The sequence below is a fragment of the Micromonospora cathayae genome, from assembly GCF_028993575.1.
GTDB classification, from domain to species: Bacteria; Actinomycetota; Actinomycetes; order Mycobacteriales; family Micromonosporaceae; genus Micromonospora; species Micromonospora cathayae.
On sequence record NZ_CP118615.1, the window covers coordinates 3,733,113 to 3,750,568 of the forward strand.

The 17,456-nt window shown below is 73.3% G+C and carries 21 protein-coding genes and 1 pseudogene; 12 read left to right on the forward strand and 10 right to left on the reverse strand.

Annotated elements, in window-relative coordinates; translation table 11 throughout:
- Window positions 1-37 precede the first annotated feature (37 nt).
- On the reverse strand, window positions 38-223 hold the full coding sequence (locus PVK37_RS17135) for a DUF397 domain-containing protein (protein WP_275028422.1): 186 nt from the start codon (window positions 221-223) through the stop codon (window positions 38-40).
- The gene (locus tag PVK37_RS17140) at window positions 214-1,023 is read right to left on the reverse strand and encodes a helix-turn-helix domain-containing protein (RefSeq protein WP_275028423.1); all 810 of its coding nucleotides are present in this window, start codon (window positions 1,021-1,023) and stop codon (window positions 214-216) included. The genes PVK37_RS17135 and PVK37_RS17140 overlap by 10 nt, the downstream gene beginning before the upstream one ends.
- Window positions 1,024-1,262: 239 nt before the next feature.
- Here PVK37_RS17140 and PVK37_RS17145 point away from each other — a divergent pair, with 239 nt between their 5' ends.
- Together PVK37_RS17145 and PVK37_RS17150 are read left to right on the forward strand one after the other, a co-directional pair.
- Entirely contained in the window at window positions 1,263-1,628 is a 366-nt protein-coding gene (locus tag PVK37_RS17145) for a hypothetical protein (RefSeq protein ID WP_275028424.1), read from the forward strand.
- Window positions 1,625-1,876, forward strand: coding sequence for a flavin reductase (locus PVK37_RS17150; protein WP_275028425.1), 252 nt, complete (start codon window positions 1,625-1,627; stop codon window positions 1,874-1,876). Before PVK37_RS17145 ends, PVK37_RS17150 begins: the two co-directional genes overlap by 4 nt.
- Before the next feature lie 16 nt (window positions 1,877-1,892).
- Here the strand turns inward: PVK37_RS17150 and PVK37_RS17155 are convergent, their stop codons facing one another.
- Both PVK37_RS17155 and PVK37_RS17160 read right to left on the reverse strand, forming a co-directional pair.
- Entirely contained in the window at window positions 1,893-2,177 is a 285-nt protein-coding gene (locus tag PVK37_RS17155; RefSeq protein WP_275028427.1) for a GNAT family N-acetyltransferase, read from the reverse strand.
- A gap of 15 nt (window positions 2,178-2,192) precedes the next feature.
- The gene (locus PVK37_RS17160; RefSeq protein ID WP_275028428.1) at window positions 2,193-3,401 is read right to left on the reverse strand and encodes a cysteine desulfurase-like protein; all 1,209 of its coding nucleotides are present in this window, start codon (window positions 3,399-3,401) and stop codon (window positions 2,193-2,195) included.
- A gap of 90 nt (window positions 3,402-3,491) precedes the next feature.
- Here PVK37_RS17160 and PVK37_RS17165 point away from each other — a divergent pair, with 90 nt between their 5' ends.
- The 7 genes and pseudogenes from PVK37_RS17165 (at window position 3,492) to PVK37_RS17195 (ending at window position 7,913) form a co-directional block, all read left to right on the forward strand.
- Complete coding sequence (locus PVK37_RS17165) at window positions 3,492-3,854, forward strand: hypothetical protein (RefSeq protein WP_275028429.1); 363 nt, start codon at window positions 3,492-3,494, stop codon at window positions 3,852-3,854.
- 82 nt (window positions 3,855-3,936) lie between these two features.
- The gene (locus tag PVK37_RS17170; RefSeq protein ID WP_275028430.1) at window positions 3,937-4,758 is read left to right on the forward strand and encodes a DUF1206 domain-containing protein; all 822 of its coding nucleotides are present in this window, start codon (window positions 3,937-3,939) and stop codon (window positions 4,756-4,758) included.
- An 82-nt stretch (window positions 4,759-4,840) separates the two neighbouring features.
- A pseudogene (locus tag PVK37_RS17175) lies at window positions 4,841-6,031 on the forward strand (mechanosensitive ion channel family protein); the annotation flags it as partial.
- Between the two features lie 320 nt (window positions 6,032-6,351).
- Window positions 6,352-6,786 carry a phage holin family protein gene (locus PVK37_RS17180; protein WP_275028431.1) on the forward strand — a complete coding sequence of 145 codons (435 nt, stop codon included), beginning with the start codon at window positions 6,352-6,354 and terminating at the stop codon, window positions 6,784-6,786.
- Complete coding sequence (locus PVK37_RS17185; RefSeq protein ID WP_275028432.1) at window positions 6,783-7,169, forward strand: DUF3618 domain-containing protein; 387 nt, start codon at window positions 6,783-6,785, stop codon at window positions 7,167-7,169. The genes PVK37_RS17180 and PVK37_RS17185 overlap by 4 nt, the downstream gene beginning before the upstream one ends.
- Complete coding sequence (locus tag PVK37_RS17190) at window positions 7,166-7,438, forward strand: DUF4235 domain-containing protein (protein ID WP_275028434.1); 273 nt, start codon at window positions 7,166-7,168, stop codon at window positions 7,436-7,438. The genes PVK37_RS17185 and PVK37_RS17190 overlap by 4 nt, the downstream gene beginning before the upstream one ends.
- Window positions 7,439-7,709: 271 nt before the next feature.
- Window positions 7,710-7,913: a cold-shock protein gene (locus PVK37_RS17195; protein WP_007075740.1), complete on the forward strand. Its 204-nt coding sequence runs from the start codon at window positions 7,710-7,712 to the stop codon at window positions 7,911-7,913.
- Window positions 7,914-8,023: 110 nt separating this feature from the next.
- On the opposite strand, the gene PVK37_RS17200 is transcribed toward PVK37_RS17195, so the two are convergent.
- Window positions 8,024-8,212, reverse strand: a complete 189-nt coding sequence (locus PVK37_RS17200) for a hypothetical protein (RefSeq protein ID WP_341483385.1) — start codon at window positions 8,210-8,212, stop codon at window positions 8,024-8,026.
- 142 nt (window positions 8,213-8,354) lie between these two features.
- The gene (locus PVK37_RS17205; protein WP_275028446.1) at window positions 8,355-9,338 is read right to left on the reverse strand and encodes an aldo/keto reductase; all 984 of its coding nucleotides are present in this window, start codon (window positions 9,336-9,338) and stop codon (window positions 8,355-8,357) included.
- A gap of 87 nt (window positions 9,339-9,425) precedes the next feature.
- Here PVK37_RS17205 and PVK37_RS17210 point away from each other — a divergent pair, with 87 nt between their 5' ends.
- Entirely contained in the window at window positions 9,426-10,232 is an 807-nt protein-coding gene (locus PVK37_RS17210) for a trans-aconitate 2-methyltransferase (RefSeq protein ID WP_275035145.1), read from the forward strand.
- Window positions 10,229-11,254, forward strand: a complete 1,026-nt coding sequence (locus PVK37_RS17215; RefSeq protein WP_275028447.1) for an adenosine deaminase — start codon at window positions 10,229-10,231, stop codon at window positions 11,252-11,254. The genes PVK37_RS17210 and PVK37_RS17215 overlap by 4 nt, the downstream gene beginning before the upstream one ends.
- Window positions 11,255-11,509: 255 nt before the next feature.
- Here the strand turns inward: PVK37_RS17215 and PVK37_RS17220 are convergent, their stop codons facing one another.
- Complete coding sequence (locus PVK37_RS17220; protein WP_275028448.1) at window positions 11,510-12,910, reverse strand: HAMP domain-containing sensor histidine kinase; 1,401 nt, start codon at window positions 12,908-12,910, stop codon at window positions 11,510-11,512.
- A gap of 20 nt (window positions 12,911-12,930) precedes the next feature.
- Entirely contained in the window at window positions 12,931-13,620 is a 690-nt protein-coding gene (locus PVK37_RS17225) for a response regulator transcription factor (RefSeq protein WP_275028450.1), read from the reverse strand.
- A gap of 73 nt (window positions 13,621-13,693) precedes the next feature.
- On the opposite strand from PVK37_RS17225, the gene PVK37_RS17230 reads away from it, so the two are divergent.
- Window positions 13,694-14,617, forward strand: coding sequence for an ADP-ribosylglycohydrolase family protein (locus PVK37_RS17230; protein WP_275028452.1), 924 nt, complete (start codon window positions 13,694-13,696; stop codon window positions 14,615-14,617).
- A gap of 81 nt (window positions 14,618-14,698) precedes the next feature.
- Here PVK37_RS17230 and PVK37_RS17235 read toward each other — a convergent pair whose 3' ends face one another.
- Both PVK37_RS17235 and PVK37_RS17240 read right to left on the reverse strand, forming a co-directional pair.
- Window positions 14,699-16,102 carry an RICIN domain-containing protein gene (locus PVK37_RS17235; RefSeq protein WP_275028453.1) on the reverse strand — a complete coding sequence of 468 codons (1,404 nt, stop codon included), beginning with the start codon at window positions 16,100-16,102 and terminating at the stop codon, window positions 14,699-14,701.
- Window positions 16,103-16,387: 285 nt separating this feature from the next.
- The gene (locus tag PVK37_RS17240) at window positions 16,388-17,236 is read right to left on the reverse strand and encodes a DUF1775 domain-containing protein (RefSeq protein WP_275028454.1); all 849 of its coding nucleotides are present in this window, start codon (window positions 17,234-17,236) and stop codon (window positions 16,388-16,390) included.
- Window positions 17,237-17,456 lie beyond the last annotated feature (220 nt).

Sequence of the window (17,456 nt, forward strand, 5' to 3'; positions counted from 1 at the left end):
GCCGGATGCCCTCCCGTCTCCGCTGTCGGCTGATCCGTCAGGCTGTGGAACGGGCGAGGTTCACGAACGCCCGCCAGGTGGTTGGGGTGAAGACGAGGGCTGGCCCGTGGGGGTCCTTGCTGTCGCGGACGGCCACGATGTCGGGCAGGTTGTCGGCCACCTCCACGCAGTCGGTGTGTGCGCTGCGGGTGGCCTTGCGCCAGGTCGCGCTGCTCAGGTCCATGACGTCACCACTTCCTTGAGGAGTTCGAGTGACTGCCGGCGGGGCAGGGCCTCGTTACGCACCGTCTCCCACCGTGCCAACAGCGTAGCCACTGCGGGTTCCCCATCGACGACTGTCCCACTGAGCTGGTTCTCCAAACTGGCGACCCACCCGCCGTCCGTGCTGTGCACCAGCGTGAACGGTCCGGACATGCCTGAATACAGACCCACGCCGAGCGGGACGACGTGGATGCTGATGGTCGGGCGCTCGGCCATGGCCACCAGGTGCTCGACCTGCCGGGTCATCAGGCCCCGGAAGCTCTCGTCCTCGCGGTGCAGCAGGGCCTCGTCGACGACCGCGATGAGCTGGGGTGGATCTGGCTGCGCGAGGACGGCCTGCCGGTCCATCCGGGCGGCTACCCGCTTCTCCACCTCCTCATCGCTGAGCAGACCGTCGTACCGGATGACGGCGCGGGCGTAGATCTCGGTCTGGAGCAGGGCCGGGATCAGCGTGGGATGGAAGCAGCGGAGCTGCCGGGCGGTGCGCTCCGCGTCCAGCCAGGGACGGAACCACGACGGCTGCCGTTCACGTTCCATCATCCGGAGCAGGGCGATCAGCAGCCCGCCCGAGTCGAGTACCTCGTCGGCGCGGGTGAGGAACGCCCGGTCGAGGGGGCGTTGGCCCAGTTCGACGGCGGAGATCATCGATCCGGAGTAGTGCACCTGCTTGCCGAACTCCTCCTGGTTCAGCCCGGCCGCCGTCCGTAGCCGACGAAGCTGGGCCCGGATCAGGTCGGCGATGGGTTCCGTTGCGCGTTCCACACGTCCTCCACAACCTGGCGGTGAACTCCACTCGGGACCGACCGGACCGGCGGTCGCCGACGGTCGGTCCCCGGTGACAGCTCGAAAGACTTCACACCGTAGCGGACCGGTCACGAAACTCGGTGTCAGTGGACCCGCTCCCAGCCGTGCCGAGGCGGAGCGCGGTCCGCGGGGTCGCCCCCGGGCCCTTCCCCCGAACGCCGGGGGCGACCCCTTCCCGTACGGAATGGAGACGTGCCGTGGACCGCCAGCTCGTCCTCACCATCCAGCGCCGGCACGTGCCGGCCGGCACCCGGTGGACGTGTACCTGGTGCGGCCGTCCGTGGCCCTGCCCCCGGTACCGGCAGCTCCCCACCCACGGTGAGCTGTACGGCCGGATGTTTGCCCTGATGACGATGCGGCTCGGCACCGCCCTGAGCGACCTGGCCGGGCGGGACGGCCCCTTCGCGCCGTGCGTGCTGGTCCGCCGGTTCCTGTGGTTCGTGCCGCTGGACAGCCGGGATATCGACGACCTGATCGACGTCCTGACGACCGGGTGGCATCCGGGGCCACCGCACGCGGTCGCCCACGAGCAGGCCGAACAGCCGGTACGGCGGCCGGCGTGACCCGAGCCGCCCCGCACGAACCGATGCGTCCGCTCTGGCGGTGCGGGGCCTGCCGGGCGGACTGGCCGTGCGAGCCGGCCAAGCTGATCCTGCTGCACCGGTACCGGGACAACCGGACCGGTCTGTTCCTGCATTTGGCGCACCTGCTGGTGGCCGCCACGCCGCAACTCACCGAGCTGCACCGGATCACCGGGACGCAGCAGAACCTGGCCGAGCGGTTCGTCTACTGGGCCCGTCCCCGGACGTGAGCGGACGTGAACAGCCTCAGGAGGCGACCAGGTCGGCGTACTCGGGGTGCTTGTCGATGAAGGCGGCCATGAACGGGCACTGCGGCACCACCCGCGACCCGCGCCGGCGGATCTCGTCCAGGGTGCCGCGCATCAGCGCCCCGCCGACCCCCTTGCCCTGGAAGGTCGGGTCCACCTCGGTGTGCGTGAAGACCAGCACGTCCGGGCTCTGCTGCCGGTACGCGGTGAACCCGGCCAGCGCGTCGTCGACCAGGATCTCGAAGCGGCGGCGGGCCGGAGCGTCCTCGACCAGATGACTCATTCGATCATTCTCCCCTCACCGCCGGGCCAGCCGGCCCAGTTCGGCCAGCAACCGGTCGACCTCGTCGACCGTGTTGTAGTGGTAGACGCTCGCCCGGACCGCCCCGCCCCGCTCGCGCAGCCCGGTGGCGGTGAAGTACTCGTAGGCGTAGTAGTCGCCGTGGGACAGGCAGATCCCTTCCGCGCCGAGCGCGGCGGCGGTCTCGGCGGGGGCCTGGTCGGCCAGCCGGAACGACACCGTGGGGCAGCGGCCCGGCGGGGCCGGCAGCACGGTCACCCCGGGCAGCGCGGCCAGGCCGGCGAGCAGCCGGGCGAGGACCTGCTCCTCGTACGCCCGCGCGGCGGTCAGCCCGGCGCGCAACCGCTCCCGGCGGTCGCCGGTGGCGTCGGGGTCGAGGGCCGCCAGGTGGTCCACGGCGGCGGTCACCCCGGCCAGCAGCGGGAAGCTCGGCGTACCGAACTCGAACCGCTCCGGCACGGTGTCGGCGGACGGGCGGAGCTTGTCCGGCCGCAGCCCCGCCCAGCGGGCCGGGTCGGCGACCAGCGCCGCCAGGTGCGGGCCGGACCACTTGTACGCGCTGGTGACGAAGAAGTCCGCGCCGAGGGCGGGCACGTCGGTGGGGCCGTGCGGCACGGAGTGCACGCCGTCCACGCAGACCAGTGCCCCGGCCGCGTGGGCCAGCTTGGTGATCGCCCCGACGTCGGGGACCGCGCCGGTGGCGTTGCTGGCGGCGGTCACCGCGACCAGCCGGGTCCGGTCGCCGAGCAGGTCGGCGTACTGCCCGACGGGCAGGTCACCGCTGTCCGGGTCGAACTCCGCCCAGCGTACGGTCGCTCCGGCCCGCTCGGCCGCCTGCACCCAGGGCCGGACGTTCGCGTCGTGGTCCAGCCGGGAGACTACCACCTCGTCGCCGGGCCGCCAGGTCGCGCCGAGCGTCCGGGCCAGGGTGTACGTCAGGGCGGTCGCGCTCGGCCCGAGCACCACCCCCTCCGGTACGACGCCGAGCAGGTCGGCCACGGCGGACCGGGCCCCGGCGACGATCTCCAGCGAGCGGCGGCCGGGGCCGAAGGCCGGGCTGCGGTTGCCGAGAGCGGCGCGCATGGCGGCGGTGACCGCGTCCACCACCGGCGCGGCGGTCTGGGTGCCGGCGGCACCGTCGAAGTGCAGGTGACCCTCGGCGAGCGCCGGGTAGGCGGCCCGGACCCGGGTGATGTCGAACGGCATGTCCGGACCCTAGCGCGACTCCGGCCCACCATGCCCCTGCACAAGATCGCCCTGGTGCTCCGGTCGACGGTGTCTCGTACCCTTGGTGGGGTGACGAACCGACGCGCCACCATCCCCCTCGCCCCCGCCCGCCGTGCCGCCGGCCTGCTCGCCGGCCTCGCCCTCGGTGTCGCCGTGCTCGCCGGTTGCAGCTCGGAGGGCGCCTCCACCGACTGTGGCCTGGACGCCTGCACGGTCACCTTCGACCGGGGCGTGGAGGCCAGCGCCAACATCCTCGGCGTCGAGGCCAAGCTGATCGGCGCCGAAGGCGACCAGGCCACCGTCGAGGTGGCCGGTGAGCAGCTCACCCTCACCGTCGGTCAGCAGGCCGCCGAGGTCGGCGGGTTCGCGGTGACGCTGGACAGCGTCAACGACACGGAGATCAAGGTCCGGGTGGCGCGTAACGCCGGCTGATCCGGACGTACCGGCAGCTAGTTCTCGTGCGGGCGTGGTGGCCCGACGTTTGATGATCTTGGCGATCGGTGATTCTGCCGCCATGTCTCTCACCCACAGCGCCGAGGCCACCGCGTCCCGCACCGCTAACAGCAAGTGGCTGGAAACCCTCGCCCGGGTCGGCTTCATCGGCTACGGCATCGTCCACCTCCTCTTCGCCTGGCTGGCCCTCCAGATCGCCTTCGGCGGGTCCGGCCAGGACGGTGACCAGTCCGGGGCCATGCGCACCCTGGCCGACCAGCCGATGGGCAAGTTCGCCCTGGTCGCCATCGCGATCGGCCTGCTCGCCATGGCGATCTGGCAGGGCCTGGAAGCCGCCGTCGGGCACCGCGCCGAGCGCGGCAAGGAACGCGTCATGGAGCGCGTCGCCTCCGCCGGCCGGACCGTCGTCTACCTCTACTTCGCCTGGACCGCCTGGAAGGTCTTCTCGGACGCCAACTCGAACAGCGCCGACAAGCAGGAGGCGCTGACCGGTGAGCTGATGACCTCCTCCGGTGGCCGCTGGCTGGTCGGCCTGGCCGGCCTGGGGCTGGCCGCCATCGGGATCGGCCTGGTGGTCTACGGCCTGATCAAGCGCTTCGAGAAGCACCTGAAGACCGGCGAGATGAACCCGAAGACCCGCAAGCTGGCCCGCCGGCTCGGCATCGCCGGCTACGTCGCCAAGGGCGCCGCGTACGCCATCGCCGGCCTGTTGATCATCATCGCCGCGATCAACTACGACCCGGAGAAGGCGCGCGGCCTGGACGCCGCCCTGCGCACCCTGCGTGAGCAGCCGTACGGGCAGTTCCTGCTGGCTCTGATGGCGCTCGGGATCGCCGCGTTCGGCGCGTACTGCTTCCTCCAGTCCCGCTACCGCAAGGTCTGATCCTGGTCGGTTCGGGCATCGCCGGGCACTATTGGGTCTTTGTGCCCGATGATCCACCGCTCGGCGTGAGGGGGAGAAAGCAGTGCAGAGTTACCTCTGGACGGTCGTCGCCGCGCTGGCCGCGGCGGCGATCGCCCTGTTGCTGGCCGGGATCACCCACCGGCTGACCCGCCGGTTCGGCCGTCGTTCGCTGCTGATGAGCGAGCTGACCGAGCACGCGCACCGGCCGTTCCAGGTGGCCGCGACCGTGCTGGCGGTCCAGTTCGGCATCCGGTTCAGCACCGGCTACGCCGTCGGGCAGGAGTGGCGGCAGGTGGTGCTGCACCTGCTGGTGCTCGCCGTCATCGCCAGTACCGCCTGGCTGGTGGCCGCGCTGCTGGTGGTGTGCGAGGACGTGGCGCTGGCCCGGTTCCGGGTCGACGTGCCGGACAACCGGCACGCCCGCCGGGTGCGTACCCAGGTGGTGATGCTGCGCCGACTCACCATCGCGGTGATCGTGGTGCTGACCGTCGGCGTGATGCTGATGACCTTCCCGAGCGTACGGGGCATCGGGGCGGGTGTGCTGACCAGTGCCGGTGTGGTCGGTGTGGTCGCCGCGCTGGCCGCGCAGAGCCTGCTCGGCAACGTCTTCGCCGGCCTGCAACTGGCCTTCAGCGACGCGGTACGCCTCGACGACGTGGTCGTCGTGGAGGGGGAGTGGGGCCGGATCGAGGAGCTGACCCTCAGCTACGTGGTGGTCCAGATCTGGGACGACCGCCGGTTGATCCTGCCCACCTCGTACTTCACCAGCACCCCGTTCCAGAACTGGACCCGTACCCAGGCCGCCGTGCTCGGCACCGCCGAGTTCGACGTCGACTGGGCGGTACCGGTGCAGGCCATGCGCGAGGAGCTGCGCCGGCTGGTCGAGAGCACCGAGCTGTGGGACGGCCGGGTCTGCGTCCTCCAGGTCACCGACGCCACCGGCGGCAACGTCCGGGTCCGGGCCCTGGTCAGCGCGGCCAACGCGGGGAACCTGTGGGACCTGCGTTGCCTGGTCCGGGAGCACCTGGTCGGCTGGATCCGGGAACGGCGGCCCACCGCGATGCCCCGGGTGCGTACCGAACTGGGCGACGCCACCAGCAACCTGGCCTGGCAGTGGGTGCAGCCCCGCCGTCCGGCCCGGCGTGCCGGTGACGGCGCGGTGCCGGACGACGCCCGCATCTTCGGCGGCAGCGACGACGGTGACGCCCGCAGCGAAGCCTTCGTCGGCCCGGACGAACCGGTCGAGCCCCGCCCGGCCGTCGGCGAGCCCCGCCAGTCTGTCGGCGAGCCGAGGGGGGCCGTCGACGGGTCCCGGCCGTCCGTCGGTGATCCGGAGTCCGTTTCGGCCGACGCCAACGGACGGCACGGCGTGAGGTGACGTCGGCCGGTGCTGGCGCGTTGGATGAGCGGGGGCCTTCGGGTCGTCCCGGGAGGGCTTTCCGGCTCCGGGTTTGACGGGGCGGTTCCGGGGGACGTGCGGCAGGCGCGGTCCGGTCCGACTGGTCGCCCCGCGCAGGATTGATCCCTGGCGACTCAGGGCATACAGCGCGGTGATGAAGAAAGGAGGACAGCATGGCTGACGTCGCGAATCCCAGTACGTCCCGGGCCCGCAACGAGCCGTCAACCGCGGAGCTGGTGCAGCGCGCCACCGAGCAGGTTTCCCGGCTCGTCCGGGACGAGCTGGCGCTGGCCCGCGCGGAGTTGACCGAGAAGGGCAAGCACGCCGGCATCGGGGTGGGCCTCTTCGGCGGTGGTGGGGTGCTCGCTCTCTACGGGCTCGGCGCGCTGCTCACCGCCGTCGTGCTGCTGCTGGCGCTGGTGCTGCCGGCGTGGCTGGCCGCCCTGATCGTGGCCGTGGTGCTCTTCGCGCTCGCGGGGATCCTCGCCCTGATCGGCAAGAAGCAGGTCAGCCAGGCGGTCCCACCGGTGCCCCAGGCGGCGGTACGCAGCGTCCGGGCGGACGTGGACACCGTCACCGCCGCGGTCCGGGACAGGGGGCGGGCATGACGAGCAACGGGGCGAGCAACGGGACCGGCGACGTGGAGGCGCTCCGCGAGGAGATCCGGCGTACCCGGGTGGAACTGGGCGAGACCATGGAGGCGCTCGCGGCGAAGGCGGACGTGAAGGCCCGGCTGCGGGATTCGGCCGAGCAGGCCCGCGAGCGGGTACGCGAGCAGGCCGGGCAGGCCCGGGAACGGGTGCGGGAACAGGCCGCCCAGACGATGGCGCGGGTCCGGGGGCAGGCGACCTACCAGGCCGGGGCCGCGCGGGTCCAGATGTACGAGAAGAGGGAGTCGGTCCGGCGCAACCCGGTGCCCTGGGCGACGGTCACGGCCGGCGCGCTGGCCGCCGTGGTGGTGCTGTTGATCGTCCGGGGGAGGCGTCGGTGAGCAGGGGTGTGAACAAGGCCGCGTACAAGCCCGTCGGGGTGCTGCTCGGGTTGGCCGCCGGTGCGGTCGCCGGGGCGGTGTTCCGGCAGGTCTGGAAGATGACCGCGGGGGACGGGGAGGCGCCCAGCGCCACCGACGAGGACCGTGGCTGGGGCGAGGTGCTGGCCGCCGCCGCCCTCCAGGGTGCGATCTTCTCCGTGGTGCGGGCGGCGGTCGACCGGGGCGGTGCGGTCGGGGTGCGCCGGCTCACCGGTCACTGGCCCGACTGAGCGCGGAGCAGGCCCCCGTCCACCACCGGACGGGGGCCGTGCCATGTCCACCCGGATCGGTTTTCGGCGTCCGTCAGGTCACATGTAGGAGAATTTCGTCGGGTAGGCTGTGCAGAGTTTTTGCGTACGTGGTTTGCTGTTCCACGCTGTTGAGAGATGGCGTGGGTTGAGAGAAGTCTCCTTCCAAGGGGGCCGCCTCAGGCGCCGCTGCTCGAAAACGGCCAACCGGCCGCACGGCGTGCTCGGCCGCCAGTTTTAGAAGGAGATACACATGGCGCAGGGAACCGTGAAGTGGTTCAACGCAGACAAGGGCTTCGGCTTCATCACCGTCGACGGCGGGGGTGCTGACGTGTTCGTCCACTTCTCGGCGATCCAGACCAGCGGCTACCGCACGCTGGAGGAGAACCAGCGGGTGGAGTTCGAGATCGCTCAGGGCCAGAAGGGCCCGCAGGCGGAGCAGGTCCGTCCCATCTGAGCAGCACCGGTCGACTGACCCACCCCGGGTACGCCGACCCGAAGCCCCGTGTCCCACCGGGATACGGGGCTTCTACGCGTCCGCGCCCGGCGGCGGGTCCGCCCGCGGACTCAGCGGCGGGCGCGCATCCCCAGCCAGAGCGCCCCGAACCCGGCCAGCACGAGCAGCGGCCCGAGAACCGCCCAGATCCGCTGGTCGGTCAGCACACTGCCGCCGACGTACCCGAGGCCCTGCACCGTCCAGAGCGCGCCGAGCACCACGGCCAGCAGACCGAGCGTGAGCGGAAGCCACCCCTTCACCGTTTCCCCCTCCGTCGCGGTGCGGCCGGTCGGCCGCGCCCCGTCCCCGTTCACCCGTGCCTGCCGCAGGCCGCCACCGGCCCACCCGCGTTGGTCGCCACCGGTCCACCCGCACGGGCCGCCACCGGGCCATCCGCGCGGGTCACCACCGGTCGTGCACCCGGGGGCGGACCAGCTCGTCGTAGCCGGCCCGGACCTCGGCCAGCGTCGCCGGGTCCAGCGGCGGCAGGGCTGCCGCGGCGGTGTTCCCGGTGGCCTGCCCGACGTCGCGCGCCCCGGGGATCACCACGGTCACGCCCGGCTGGTCGATGACCCAGCGCAGCGCGAACTGGGCCATCGTCCGGTCCACCCCGACCAGCGGGGCGAGCCGCCGGACCGCCGCCAGCCCCAGGTCGAAGTCCACCCCGGAGAACGTCTCGCCGACGTCGAACGCCTCGCCGTGCCGGTTGTAGCTGCGGTGGTCGTCGGCGGCGAAGACGGTCGACTCGTCGTACCGGCCGGAGAGCAGGCCGCTGGCGAGCGGAACCCGCGCGATGATCCCGACCCCGGCCCCGGCGGCGGCCGGGAGCACCTCGTCGAGGGGCTTGAGCCGCAGCGCGTTGAGGATGATCTGGACGCTGGCCACCCCGGGCCGGGCGATCGCGGTGAGCGCCTGTTCGCAGGTCTCCACGCTCACCCCGTACGCGGCGATCCGGCCGGCGGCCACCAGGTCGTCGAGGGCGTCGTAGACCGCGTCGGTGTGGAAGACCGGCGTCGGCGGGCAGTGCAGCTGCACCAGGTCGAGGGTGTCCACGCCGAGGTTGGCCCGGGACCGGTCGGTCCAGGCCCGGAAGTTCTCCGCCGTGTACGCCTCGGGGGTCTGCGGCACCCGCCGGCCCATCTTGGTGGCGACCATCAGGTCCGCGTCCGGCCGCGACCGCAGGAACCGCCCGATGAGCTGTTCGCTGCGCCCGTCGCCGTAGACGTCGGCGGTGTCCAGGAAGGTGACCCCGGAATCGACGGCGGCGGCCAGCACCGCGAGGGCGTCGGTCTCGTCCACCCGGCCCCAGTCCGCGCCGAGCTGCCAGGTGCCGAGCCCGACGACGCCGACCCGGCGACCGATCCGGCCGAAGGTACGCTGCTCCATTCGGCTGAGCGTAGTGACGCGGCCGGGGGACGGCACGCCGGGTCCGACAGGTCAGCCGGACCCACGTACGGTATGGAGGTCGACAACGTGTGGGATCCGGCCAGCTACCTGCGCTTCACCGAGGAACGGTCCCGGGCGTTCCACGACCTGATGGCCCGGGTGCCGGTGGCCCGCCCCCGGACCGTGGTCGACCTCGGATGCGGCCCCGGTCACCTCACCGCCACCCTGGCCACCCGCTGGCCGGGCAGCCGGATCGTCGGCATCGACAACTCGGAGCAGATGATCGAGCGGGCCCGTCAGCAGGACGTCCCGGTCACCTTCACCGTCGGTGACCTGCACGACTGGCGGCCCGACCCGGACGTCGACGTGCTGCTGGCCAGCGCCGTGCTCCAGTGGGTGCCCGGCCACCAGCGACTGCTCACCCGCTGGGCCCGGGAACTGCCCGCCGGGGCCTGGCTGGCGGTCCAGGTACCGGCCAACTACGACGCCCCCTCCCACCGTGCCCTGTGGGCGACGGCCGAACACGGGCCGTGGCGGGCCGAACTGCTCCCGCTGCTGCGCGAGGCCCCGGTCCGCGACGCCGTCGCCTACGCCGAACTGCTGACCGGTGCCGACTGCGCGGTGGACGCCTGGGAGAGCACGTACGTGCACCTGCTGACCGCCCGGTCCGGGGCCGACCATCCGGTGTTCACCTGGCTGGAGGGAACGGCCCTGCGACCGGTCCGGGCGGCCCTCGCCGACACCGTCTGGGACCGGTTCCGGGACACGCTGAACAATCGGCTTGCCGAGGCGTACCCGGTCCGGCACGGTCGGGTGTACTTCCCGTTCCGGCGCGTCTTCTTCGTCGCCCGCACCGCCACCGGCACCGCCGCCCGCGCAGAGGAGAACCTGTGATCGACCTGCCCACCTTCATCGCCGGACTGCCCAAGGTGGAGCTGCACGTGCACCACGTCGGCTCCGCCTCGCCCCGGATCGTCGCCGAGCTGGCCGCCCGGCACGAGGGTCGCAGTCCGGTCCCGGCCGACCCGGAGGCGCTGGCGAGGTACTTCGAGTTCCGCGACTTCGCCCACTTCATCGAGATCTACCTCAGCGTGGTGGACCTGGTCCGGGACGACACCGACGTCTGGCTGCTCACCCACGAGGTGGCCCGCGAGCTGGCCCGGCAGCAGGTCCGGTACGCGGAGCTGACGGTGACCCCCTTCTCGCACGTGCACCGGGGCATCCCGGCCCCGGCGTTCTGCGAGGCGATCGAGGACGCGCGCCGGCGGGCCGAGGCGGACTTCGGCATCGTGCTGCGCTGGTGCTTCGACATCCCGGGCGAGGCCGGGCTGCCGGCCGCCGAGGAGACCCTGCGGATCGCCCTGGACCAGCGGCCGGACGGGCTGATCAGCTTCGGTCTGGGCGGCCCCGAGATCGGGGTACCCCGGCCCCAGTTCAAGCCGTACTTCGACCAGGCCCGGGCGGCCGGGCTCCGGTCCGTCCCGCACGCCGGTGAGACCACCGGCCCGCAGACCGTCTGGGACGCCCTGCGGGACCTGGGCGCGGAACGGATCGGGCACGGCATCTCCGCCGCGCAGGACCCGGAACTCCTCGCCCACCTCGCCGAGCACCGGATCCCGCTGGAGGTGTGCCCCACCTCCAACCTGCGGACCCGGGCGGTGCCGAGTCTCGAGGAGCACCCGCTCAAGCAGCTCGTGGACGCCGGGGTACCGGTCAGCATCAACTCCGACGACCCGCCGATGTTCGGGACCACCCTCAACGACGAGTACGCCGTCGCCGCCCGGCTGCTCGGGTTGGACGCCGCCGGGGTGGCCGAGCTGGCCCGCGCCGCCGTCGACGCGGCCTTCCTGCCGGACCCGGACAAGCGGCGGCTCACCGCCGAGATCGACGGGTACCTGGGGAGTGCGGCGGGCTGAGTCGCGACCACGGGGGAGGGGACGCGCGACGGGGGCAGGTGTGGGGGGACCGGACCCCCGTCGCGCGTACGGCTCCGCCGGCCCGGTGGGATGGTCCCGGGGCGTGGGCCGGTGGAACTGATGGGTTCGCGTCCCTGATCCTGCCAGCGCGACGGCCGTCCGTGGAGATCGTTAAGACCGATCTAAGGAAGACCTGCATTCCGGGAAAGCGAACCGCCGGCACGTTCCCGCCCCGGGGGCCGGGCGGGTCGGCCCTCAGTCCTCGGCGGACCGGGATCGGGGCCAGCGGCGACGGGTGCCGGTGTCCCGTTCCCGGGCCATCCGCCCGACCAGCCCGAACCGGTTGACCTGCCGGGGCGTGGCCTCCGGGTCGGCCAGCAGCATCACCACGCTCGCCCCGCCCAGCCGGGCCCGGTCGATGCTCACCGACCCGTTCGCCTGGAGGGCGACCCGGCGGGCGATGTCCAGGCCGAGCCCGGTGGAGCCCTGGTCGCTGGCCCCCCGGCGCAACGCCCGGTCCGGGTTGGCGATGCCCGGTCCGGCGTCGTCGATGCGGACCGCCACGTACCCGTCCCGGCGGGAGACCGCCACCTCGAACGCGGTGCCCTGCGGGGTGTAGCGGAACACGTTGCCGATCACCGCGTCGAGCGCGGCGGCCAGTTCCGCCCGGGGCACCGGCGCGGGGATGCGCAGCTGGGCGCCGGTCACCCGGTGCGGCCGGTTCTGGTCCCCGGCGAGGGCCGCCCAGAACACCATCCGGTCCCGGACCACCTCGCTGACGTCGCACATCGCCGGCCCGGTGTCGTGGGCGACCGCCTTACGGGTGGTCTTGATCAGGACGTCGACCTCGCCCTCCAGGGTGGCGATGGCCTGCCGGATCCGCCGGATGCTGCGCCGCCGGTCCAGCTCGTCCTCGCTGAACGAGCCGACGCTGGTGTCGTCGGAGTCCAACGACTCGGCGTCCAACCGCAGCACGGTCAGCGGGGTACGCAGCCGGTGCGACAGGTCGGCCACCAGTTCCCGCTCGTCGGTGCGGGAGACGACCAACCGGTCCGCCATCCGGTTGAAGGCGGCCCCGACCTCGGCCAGTTCACGCGGGCCGGTGGGCTCCACCCGTACCTCCAGGTCGCCGTCGCCGACCGCGAGCGCCGCCCGGACCAGCCCGCGCGCCGCGTCGGCGGCGCGGGCCGCGACCCGGTCCACCACGATCACCGCCGCCACCACCAGCGCCACGGCGACCCCGCAGAGCAGCAGCCAGGTCCGTGGGCCGCCGCCGGTCGTGGCGTCCGGCACGAAGACCTCCACCACCGCGACCTGGTCGCCGAGGACCACCGGATCCAGCCGGGCCAGCCCGCCGGGCACCTCGACCACCACCGACCGCCGGTCCGCGCCGGCGCGGGCCACGTCCGACTGCGCCGCCCGGCCGCCGGGATCACCACCGAGCCCGTGTACGACCGGACGGGTCGCCGGATCACCGCCGGTCGCCTCCACCGCCCGGGCCACCACGGCCACGTCGGTGCTGACCGCGAGGGTGCCGGTGACCAGGGCGGCCCGCCGGGCCGCGTCGGCCAGCGCCTCGTCGCGGGCCCGGTCACCCAGGGTCGACCCGAGGGGCACCAGGAAGGCCGCCGCCACCAGGGCGGTCATCCCGGCCACCAGCAGCGCCAGGCTGACCCTCAGTCCGGTGCCACCAGCCGGAACCCGACCCCCCGCACGGTGCGCAGGTAGCGCGGCTTCGCCGCGGACTCGCCCATTTTGCGGCGTAGCCAGTACAGGTGAACGTCGATGGTCTGGTCCTCGCCGACCGACGGCTGACGCCATACTTCCTCCAGGAGTTCCCGGCGGGACACTACCCGGCCCGGACGCGCGGCCAGATAGGCCAGCAGGTCGAACTCCTTGCGGGTCAGCGCCAGCGGTTCGCCGTCCAGATGGGCGCTGCGCTCACCGACGTCGACCCGCAGGCCGCCCACGGTGTGTACCACCGGCTGCACGCTGCGGCTGGCCCGACCGGCCCGGCGCAGCACCGTGGTGATCCGGGCGTCGAGGTGCGCGCCGGTGAACGGCTTGACCATGTAGTCGTCCGCACCGGCCCGCAGCAGCTTGACCACCGACTGCTCGTCGTCCCGGGCGGTGGCGATGATGATCGGTACGTCGGTGATGCCGCGCAGCATGCGCAGCGCGTCCGAGCCGTCCAGGTCGGGCAGGCCCAGATCCAGCACGACCAGGTCGGGAGTCTCCGCGGCGACCCGCCGCAGCGCCTCCAGCGCCGTGCCGACCGCGTGCACGGCGTGCCCCCGATCGGTCAGGGAACGCAGCATCGCGCCGCGGACGACATGGTCATCTTCGACCAGGAGGACGGTGGCCACCCCCAGACGGTACTTGCCCTGGCAAGCGGGTCGCGTTGCGGCGTACCCGCTGGCCGGGCAAGCTGGTCCAGCGATGTCCTTCACCCTGTACGCCGACACCCGCCTCGCGCTCGCCCGGGACAGCCTCGCCGGCCTCTCGGTCGGTGACGCGCTCGGCTCCCAGTTCTTCGTACCCGGCAACACGCCGGCCGACCTGACCGCCGGCCGGCTGCCGTCCGCACCGTGGTCGTGGACCGATGACACCGAGATGGCCTGCTCGGTGGTGCGCGCGCTGACCGACACCGACGGCATCGACCGGGACGCGTTGGCGCTGGCCTTCGCCGAGCGCTGCGAACCGTACCGGGGGTACGGGCCGGGCGCGGTGACCGTCCTGCGGCTGATCCGCACCGGTACGCCGTGGCCGGTGGCCGCTGCCGCCGCCTTCGACGGGCAGGGCTCCTGCGGCAACGGCGCGGCGATGCGGGTCGCCCCGCTGGGCGCGTACTTCGCCGACTCGACCGCCCGGGCCGCCGCCGGGGCCCGGGCGTCCGCCGAGGTGACCCACGCCCACCCGGAGGGGATCGCCGGTGCCGTCGCGGTGGCGGTGGCCGCCGCGCTGGCCGCCCGGGGTCGCCTCGACGGCCAGCCGCCGGACGCCGCCCGGCTGCTGGCCGGGGTCGCCGGGGCCCTCGATCCGACCGGCGAGGTGCACCGGGGGGTACGCCGGGCGGCCGAACTGCGGCACCGGTCCCTCGCCGAGGCGGTCGACGCGCTCGGCAACGGCTCCCGGGTCACCGCGCAGGACACGGTGGCCTTCACCCTCTGGGTGGCCGCCCGGCACCTGGCCGACTATCCGGCGGCGATCCGGGCCTGCGTCGAGGCGGGCGGGGACGTGGACACCACGGCGGCGATCACCGGCGGCATCGTGGCCGCGTACGCCGGGGTCGCCACCCCGGGGGGCGTACCGGCCGACTGGCTGGCCGCCCGCGAGCCGCTGCCGACCTGGCTCGACCACTGACCGTCGCCGTTTCGGCGATCCTGTGGGTCCCGATGCACGGGACACCACAGGATCGGCGAACCCGCCGTTATGCGGCCCGGCCTAGAACTGCGCGAAGAACCGCCACACCTCGCCCTTGGTCCAGGTGCGGGCGCCGCTGTCACCGCCGCCGTCCACCGGGCCGGGGGTGTGACCGCCGTCGAACGCGCCCCACTGCACCGGGTAGCCGGCCCGGCAACCCGAGTAGACGGTGGTGATGTGGGTCCGGCTGCCCGAGGCCGGTTCGCGCGGGCTCTGCGGGGTGCAGCCGTTGTTGCTGACGAAGCGGTCCCGCAGCGACCGGCCGGTGGCGATGTTGTCCGCGATGCCGTGGATGCCGAAGTACCCGACCGGCTGGGTGCCGCCGCTGCATCCGCTGATCGCCCCGGGTGCGCCGTAGACCGTGACGGCCCGGAAGACGGTCGGCCGGGCGCAGGCGAGGGCGTAGCTCATGGACCCGCCGTAACTGAAGCCGAGGGCGAAACGCTGCGCCGGGTTGACGCAGAGGTCGTTCTCGATCCGCCGGAGCATGTCGTCGACGAAGGTGACGTCCTCGCCACCGGAGTTGCCCCAGCCGGCGTTGAGGCCCTGCGGCGCGACCAGGATCGCGGTGTTGTTCGACTGCTCCTGCATCCCGTAGTACGACCAGGCGGCACCGTCGGTGCCACCCGAGGAGACGTCGTTGGCGGAGCCGCCCAGCCAGTGGAACGCGAACATCACCCGGTAGGGGGTGGCGTTGTTGTAGTTGGCCGGGATCCGCAGGTTGAAGCTGCGGCTCTTGCCGTTGCTCTGGATCGTGTGCGTGCCGTTGGACAGCGTCGGGGCCCTGCCGCAACCGGCGGTGCCGCTGCCCGGCGGCGGGGTGGTCGGGGGCGGGGTGGTCGGTGGGGTGCCACCGTCGACCCGGACCAGCTGCCACTGCTGGTTCGCGCCGTTGCCGTCGGAGTACTGCACGACGTTCCCGCCGTCCGCGGTGGAGGAGCCCTGCACCTCCACCACCTTGTTGCTGTTCCGGTTGATCAGGCGGACGTGGCCGCCGTCGGAGTCGGCCAGCCGGAACTGCTGGTTGGTGCCGTTGTGGTCGGCCCACTGGATGATCGCGGCCCCGTCGCCGGTCGACGCGTTGTTGACGTCGAGGACCTTGCCGGAGTGCCGGGACCTGACCCGGTAGTAGCCGCCGCCGGAGTCCACGAACTGCCACTGCTGGTTGGCCCCGTCGTTGCGGGTCCACTGGCTGATCCGGCCGCCGTCGGCCGTCGACTGGCCGTACACGTCGAGGGCCTTGCCGCTGTTGCGGTTGAGCAGGACGTACCAGGCGTTGGTGTCCACCGTCGCCGCTGCGGCGGGTGCCGCGGCCACCGCGACGAGCGTGCCGGCCGTGACGAGCGCCGCCGTCGTGGCGGCCAGCCCCGCCCGCCAGCGACGTCGTGGTGGAGAGGCGGTGCGGGCGGTACCGATGGCTTCCATGATCCGCTCCTTCGATGGGCCGCGCGATCCGAGCGGGGCGCGCGTGGGCCCGGTGAGGTGTGCCGGCGGCCGGTGGTGGCGTCAGCACGTGGTGGAGGTGCCTGTCAGCCGCAGCCCCGACGGGGGACACCCACGATCACCCCGCTGATCGCCCGGACAGATCGGGGTCGGCTCGTACGGACCGCGGCGGCGCGTCATCAGGCTCCCGGCAGCCTCACCCGCGAGCGAGAGATTAACGTCGGTAAACGTCATACGTCAAATGACTCGGCTCGGTCGCCCCGACGCTCACCCGGTGGGGTCCGGCCTGTCCGCCGGCTCCGGCCGGTCCGGGCCGGCCGGAATCTCGGGCAGCAGCCGCCGCCAGCGACTACCCAGCCAGCCACCCAGCACGCCGAACCCCAGCCCGGCCAGCAGTCCGGCGGCGAGCAGGCCGCCGCCCGCCGTCGATTCCGTGCCGGCCCCGGCCTCCGTACCGCCCGTTCCGGTCACCGCCCCGCCCTCCGGGCCGGTCCCGGCACCCGCTGCCGGCGGGGCCTCGTCGCCGGCAGCCGGTACGCCCGCCGGCGGGGCCTGGCCGCCGGTCCCGTGGTTGCCGGTGCCGTGCCCGCCGGCCGGTCGGGTGGGGCCGTCGGAGCGGGCCGGCCGCAGGGTCAGCGTTGGCCCCGGACGGGACGACCCCGCACCGGTCGGGCCGCCCCAGCGCACCACCGTGCCGTCGCTGTAGGTCTGGAGCACCTCGAAGGAGATCCGGTCGGCGGTCGGCAGCGGCCCCATGGACAGTGCCAGCCGGGCCGGTCCGTCACTCCCCGTCGCCCGGGTCCAGGTGACCGCCGAGGTGACCGTACCGACGCTGCCGCCGTGCGGCCCGGGGACCGGCCGGTCCAGGGTGCGGTAGCTGATCCGGGGCGCCCAACCCGGCACCGACATCGGATGCACCTCGGCGATCGGCGTGTCCACCGGCAGCCGGATCTCGACCTGCCGGGTCGGTACGCCGGGCCGCTCCTCGGTCACCACGAACTCCAGCCTGACCGCGTCGCCCTGGCGGGCCTCGACGGGCACGGTCCGTACCTCGGCCGCGGCCACCCCGGGCAGCCAGAGCGCCCCGGCCAACCCTGCCGTCAGCAGACCGGACAACCAGCGCGGTCTTCCGGGTCGTGGGCTGGCACCGCGCGACATCCACGTCCTCCTCCGGTCCGTGGGCCGGCCCGGTCCGCCGCCCCCTGTACGCAGTAGTTCGGGTGCGGGCGGCGAAAGGTTCAACGGCGAGGGCCGCCGACTGGGGATGATCGAAAGGTGCCGGGCACGGCGGCCGCGCATCCCTTTCCCGGTGGCGGTGGGGGAGGGGATGGCCGAT